Consider the following 5,364-nt stretch of genomic DNA (forward strand, 5'->3'; position numbering starts at 1 on the left):
CAGCAGCCTGCAGATCGGCTCGACCCCGAGCACCGAGCGGTGTTCGTCGATGAAGGAAATCATCGCTTCAGTGGGCGGTCGAGTATCCGTCTTGGTCAAGGGCGATCAGGCAGCCAATCTCGCCTCTCACGCAGCAAAGTGTTTGCAAGGACGATGATGCGCCGCATGATGGCGGTAATGGCGACTTTCTTCGCTTTGCCGGCCTTTAGCAACTGCTGATACTTGTCGTGGAGGTCCCGGTTGAAACGGATGGCGACAAGTGCGGGCATGTAGATCGCGCGCCGAATGGATGAGCGTCCGCCGGTAATCCGCTCCTTGCCCTGCCACTTTCCAGATTGCTGCGTCATTGGCGCAAGTCCGGCGAGAGCGGTGATCTTCTTGCCCTCGAGGTGCCCAAGCTCCGGCATGTCGATCAGCATGGTGGTTGCGGTCAGACGAGCAATCCCCGGAATGGTCATCAATCGGCGGATGCGCTCTTCAAGGGTGCCTCGCTGCCTGGCGATCTGCGCAATGACCTCATCAAGCGCTTGAATATCGGCACCGATGTCCTCAATGCGGCGGCCAAGCTGTTCTCGTACAAGCGGGTTCCGTGCAGTAGCAAGCCGCGTCTTCGCGGTCACCTGATCTTTGACCAAAGCGCGGCGGGCAGTCAGCAACTCTCTGAGATCATGAACATCCTCGCCCTCGACGACTTGAGGCCTCAGTTCAAGCACAACGCCCATGCGTGCCAGCATTCTGGCGTCGACGCTATCGGTTTTTGCCAATCGCCCAATAGCTTGCGCAAAGCGCCGCGCCTGCTTTGGATTAACTTTGATGAAGGGCAGCCCTGTCAGACTCAGATGTCGCTCGAGCCCCCGATGATAGGCACCAGTCGCCTCGAAGACGATGAGAACGTCTTCCTCCTTTCCCAGCCAGTCGCACAATTGCCCGAAACCCTCGGGCGTATTGGGCAGGCAACATGCCTCCGTCCGGGAATGCCAGAACGCGTCAAGACGGTCTTTCGACACGTCGATGCCGATGGTATCCTTGGCCATCTTTTCTTCCTACCTATGCTTGTCGTTCGGGCCCGCAGCCCACGTATCCGTTCAGGTCGTTAGAAAAGACGGGGGCTCGTCAAACTCGACCGCGGTCCTTCAAGACCAAGCTCCGCACGACGCCACCCCCGTCGCTGCCCCGCAGTTTGCGATGCTGGGCAGCGGCTCCCTTTTGCCTCAGGAGCCCGGAATCTCATAAGACAAGCTCCGCCTGGGCAAAATATGCCGAGGCTTTGCGTAAAATCTCATTCGCCTGGCGAAGCTCCCGGTTCTCCCGCTCCAGAGCCTTCATCTTCTCCGCCACGTCACTCGGCAAACCAGCACGTTNGGTCTTCGGCAAACCCGGGGCGGTTCAGACCACATAAACAGCCATAGCCCCCTTCAGCAGAACAGCTGCCGTGTTCAACTTCAAATTATAATCTTTAAATATTCGGCTATTTTTTAGGAATTGCATCTTCGTAATCATCACACTTCCTATAAATTTATTAATCAATGAATCATTGATCTCTGCGTTGCTCCGACATGACCAAATCATATGGTAGCCATTTTGCAATATATTGTATTATATAATACTGATAGATTTTTATTCATTTCCGATATCAATCAAAAAATTCAAAATATAATCTTTAATAATAGTTATAAATATTATAATTCTAATTTATTTTCATTATTAAACTTATCGTTTGAATATATTAATGGATAAATACATCATTTATTATAATTGCATTTTCATAAAAATATATTAACATTCTCAAGAATTTATTTTTATATTATAAGTTACACAAAAAAGACGCCGATCCAGGATCGGCGCCAGACATAACTGCGCAGTCTTCGGGGAATTAAACAATTTTTCTATTGCATGATTGATGACCAATCATAGCTTTCATTCCAAATTTATCGAGATATTGCCGCCCCAATAGAGCGGTGCCATTGGCAAAATGTGGCGCCATTGCCTGCGGTTCAGGGGCTTCAATATGGCTACCGATCCATGCCAGCAGTGCCATGCGACGAAGCATTATGAATGTATCGATTTCTTTCTCTTCGTCTTCCGACAGTGAACGAACGCTGCGATAACCCCGCACCCATGCTTCACGCAAAGCCGGCACCTGAGGCGAATCCTCCATGAAGCTTACGCCCGTGGCAAAGTCGTATAGATACCAGCCCATGCCGCAATCATCGAAATCGATGAGGCATGTCGTTTCGCCATCAATCAGCAGATTGGCAAGCCGCATATCGGCATGGATGAGACCATAACGCTCCGGCGATTTGCCAAAAGCTTCAAGGCGTTCGCAGATCAGATCCTCAACATCTTCCAGAACGTCACGTATTTCCGGCGTGACATTTGGTGCGTCGCGCCAGTTACCCCATGTCGGATCAGAACCGAAAACCGCTTCCTCGTCCCATTTCAGACGTTCCAGCGGTTCCGGCTTTTGCCAGCGTTGTGAATGAAGATGGGTGTGGGCGGCGATGGCGCCAAGCCGCTCAAATGGCTGACGCAGGTCCTCATTTTCATCCGGCTGCCGCCCTTCAGCAAATTCAAACATCACCATGAAACGCGGATCCGGCAAATGGTCTGATCTTGCTTCCTGCACATATTGGCCATCAAGGCCGACGATAGGCGACGGTGTCAGCACCATATTATCCGCAGACAGGGCCTGCGACCATTGCAGTTCCTGCTCTATCCCGCGCCTTGTATGGTAATTGACGCGATGCACACGCAGGATCGAACGATAATCGGGAGCTTCGACCAGATAGGTCGCATTTTCCGATACATTCAGCAGACGTACCGTGGCATTCCCTGGTACGGGCCAGAGATGAAGAGAATCCTGTGCCAGTTGTTGCAAATGCTTCAGGCGCTCAGCGAGTGGCATCGGATCGCTTGCCATATCCATTCCTCCACTCAGATAGCTTCCAGTGCCTCAAGCGATTCCGGCAGGATCTGCCCACCATCGACAATGATCTGCTGGCCGGTAATATAGGCCGCTTCATCCGACGCAAAGAACAGGGCGGCATTGCCAATATCCTCAACCGCGCCAAGGCGCTTCAACGGAATGGATTTTGCCATGGTGGCAAGATAGTCCTCGCCCAGTCCTTCCAGACCTTCCGTCATGATATTACCTGGCATAACCGCATTGATGGTCGTGTTATAGCGCGCAAGCTCCAGCGCCGCGGTTCTGATGAAACCAAGCTGGCCCGCCTTGGAGGCGCCATAATGCGACCAGCCAGGATAACCGGTGACAGGGCCGGTAATGGATGATGTGACGACAACACGGCCCCGGCCTGCTTTTTCAAAATGTGGAATGGACGCTTTCACGCACAGAAAGGTCGAGCGCAGATTGTTTGCCATCATGGCGTCCCAGTCATCCGGGGTCATGTCAACCATCTTGACCTGCGGGAAAGAGCCGGCATTGGCGCACATGACATCAAGACCGCCCTGCGCTTCCGCGGCCTCGTCGACCATTTTCTTCACCTGCACATAGTCGCTGACATCACAGACCGCGCCACGTGCCTTCGCGCCAAGCGCATTCATTTCCTCAACGGCGGCATCAAGCGCCTTCTTGTCGCGCCCGACGATGGTGAGCTTGACGCCAACGCGTGAAAACACACGCGCAATACCCCGACCAATTCCCTTTGATCCGCCAGTGATGATAACGCTACGATCTTTCAACGAATTAAACATGGTTCCCTCTTTTATCTGATTTTCGTTGTATTGGTCTGACCATTCTGGTGGTCAGTCCCGGCGGCGAGCCCAGCGTAAAGCCAGCAACCCAATAAGCATCAGTACAGCCGACCCAATGACGGACAGCACGCCCAGAGCCGGAATTTGCGGCGTATAGCCAGAGACCATTCGCGCATAGAGCCACTTTGGCAGTGGCGCATCCACACCAGTGGTAAAGAGCGAAAGCGGGAAATTGCCCCAAGACAACAGGAAGGCAAAAAGACCAGCCGAAATGATGCCCGGCATCAGGAGCGGCAAGGTGATTTCACGCAGGATCGTGAAGGTTGATGCGCCCATGTCACGGGCAGCCTCTTCCAGAGACGGATCAAAGGCATAGGCCCGGATGGCAATGATCAGTGTCGTGATCGGCGCAATCCAGACCAGATGTGCCACAACCGCCGTTTTCCAGTTGGGCTGCACGCCCAGGGCCGAAAACCAGATCAGCAGAGCCAGTCCGAGAACTGTCTGCGGAAAGAAGATCGGCAGCAGGATCAGCTTCTGGAACAGGCTGCGGAACTTCCACTGAAAGCGAGCAAAGGCCGAGGCACCAAAGAAACCGATCAGCATCGACAGGATGGTCACCGAAATGGCAATCTTCAGCGAGGTTATGACCATGTCGTGCACATTCGGACTGGTCACGGCCTGATTGAGCCACTCAGTGGTGTAGCGGTTGATCGGAAAACTCAGATAACGCGCTTTCGAAACGGATGCAAAACTGACCGAGACCAGAGGCAGATAAAGCACCAGCAGGATCAGAACGCCATAAAGATAAAGCGCGATACGGCTTGATCTGGAGATGTTTCTCATCGCTTTCTCCCCATGATGGCGTCGAGATTGAGCCGGCTGATCGGCACGAGTGCCAAAGCCGCCACAATCACGATCAGCATGAGTGCCAGTGCAGAGCCGAGCGGCCAGTTCTGGCCAAAGGTGAAGGCGCTTTCGACATCATCGGTCAGGACAACAACAGAGCGGCCGCCAAGCAACTTGGCTTCCGCGACCGCACCTGCAGAAAGAACAAAGGTCAGCAGGCTGCCAACCATGATGCCGGGCGAAGCCAGCGGCATTTCGATCTCGAACAGAATACGCGAGGGGCTTGCCCCCAGATCCAGCGCGGCAAGGCGCGCATCGTCCGGCACCAGGCTGATACCCTGTGCCAGCGGAAACAGCATGAATGGGAAATAGACATAACACATGCCGAAAATAATGACCGGCCAGTTATAGAGCGGGCTTTCAAACGACACGCCAAACCAGTGGCGCATATAGCCTTCCAGCAGGCCTCCCTTCATCAGGGACAGGCTCCAGCCAAACAGACGGATATTTTCCGATACAAACAGGATCAGAACCACCGCAATGGTGATGACGAGCGTAAAGCGCCGGAACACCTTGGCCATGCCATAGGCAAGCGGCCAGCAGACAATGAACAGAATGATCGTGGTCGCAAAGGCAAGAGCAAGCGACCGCAGCAGGGATTTGTAATAACCCTGCTCCCAAATCACCCTGAAAGAGGAAAAATCCGGCAGATGTGCCAGCTCTGTCCGACATCAACGCCCATGAGACCAAATTGTATTAATTGAGAAGAGAGGGTTTTCGGCTCATCATAGCTTTATCAAA

5 protein-coding genes and 1 other annotated feature are annotated in these 5,364 nt (G+C 53.2%); all 5 genes read right to left on the reverse strand.

Annotated elements, in window-relative coordinates:
* Nucleotides 1-104: a sequence feature (AL1L pseudoknot), on the reverse strand. This feature is flagged as partial in the annotation.
* The gene (locus ACFO1V_RS04225) at nucleotides 96-1,034 is read right to left on the reverse strand and encodes an IS110 family RNA-guided transposase (RefSeq protein ID WP_374834722.1); all 939 of its coding nucleotides are present in this window, start codon (nucleotides 1,032-1,034) and stop codon (nucleotides 96-98) included. (Overlaps the previous feature by 9 nt.)
* A gap of 839 nt (nucleotides 1,035-1,873) precedes the next feature.
* Nucleotides 1,874-2,920, reverse strand: coding sequence for a phosphotransferase enzyme family protein (locus ACFO1V_RS04230; RefSeq protein WP_374834682.1), 1,047 nt, complete (start codon nucleotides 2,918-2,920; stop codon nucleotides 1,874-1,876).
* A gap of 14 nt (nucleotides 2,921-2,934) precedes the next feature.
* Nucleotides 2,935-3,714 carry a 3-oxoacyl-ACP reductase FabG gene (gene fabG, locus ACFO1V_RS04235; RefSeq protein ID WP_374834680.1) on the reverse strand — a complete coding sequence of 260 codons (780 nt, stop codon included), beginning with the start codon at nucleotides 3,712-3,714 and terminating at the stop codon, nucleotides 2,935-2,937.
* A 51-nt stretch (nucleotides 3,715-3,765) separates the two neighbouring features.
* Nucleotides 3,766-4,560, reverse strand: a complete 795-nt coding sequence (locus tag ACFO1V_RS04240) for an ABC transporter permease (protein WP_374834678.1) — start codon at nucleotides 4,558-4,560, stop codon at nucleotides 3,766-3,768.
* Nucleotides 4,557-5,249, reverse strand: a complete 693-nt coding sequence (locus ACFO1V_RS04245; protein ID WP_374834676.1) for an ABC transporter permease — start codon at nucleotides 5,247-5,249, stop codon at nucleotides 4,557-4,559. Before ACFO1V_RS04245 ends, ACFO1V_RS04240 begins: the two co-directional genes overlap by 4 nt.
* Between the last annotated feature and the right edge of the window lie 115 nt (nucleotides 5,250-5,364).

Source organism: Daeguia caeni (assembly GCF_042653845.1).
Lineage (GTDB): Bacteria > Pseudomonadota > Alphaproteobacteria > Rhizobiales > Rhizobiaceae > Brucella > Brucella caeni.